This window comes from Burkholderia sp. GbtcB21 (assembly GCF_019091065.1).
Classification (GTDB): domain Bacteria; phylum Pseudomonadota; class Gammaproteobacteria; order Burkholderiales; family Burkholderiaceae; genus Burkholderia; species Burkholderia pyrrocinia_C.
In genome coordinates this window covers 1-234 of sequence record NZ_JAGXKA010000504.1, presented here as the reverse complement: position 1 = coordinate 234, position 234 = coordinate 1, and the positions used below count along the sequence as shown (strand labels likewise).

Sequence of the window (234 nt, the reverse complement as noted above, 5' to 3'; positions counted from 1 at the left end):
AGCGCATCGGTCAGGCCGCGCACGGTGTCCGAGAAGTTGGCGCTCGACAGCGACGGCACCAGCACCGCGACAAATTCCGACCGCCCCCACGACAGCGCACCCGCGGCAGCATCGGCCACGTAGCCGAGCTGGTCGTTGGCCTTGCAGACCCGTTCGCGCGTCTCGGCAGCCACGCTGTGGCCGGCAAGGACGCGCGACACGGTCATCTTCGGTACGCCGGGCAGGCGGGCTACG

General features: G+C 70.5%; 1 protein-coding gene. It reads right to left on the bottom strand.

Annotated elements, in window-relative coordinates:
- Nucleotides 1-234: LacI family DNA-binding transcriptional regulator (locus KVT39_RS37485; protein WP_217591531.1), on the bottom strand; the 234-nt coding region annotated here is incomplete at both ends.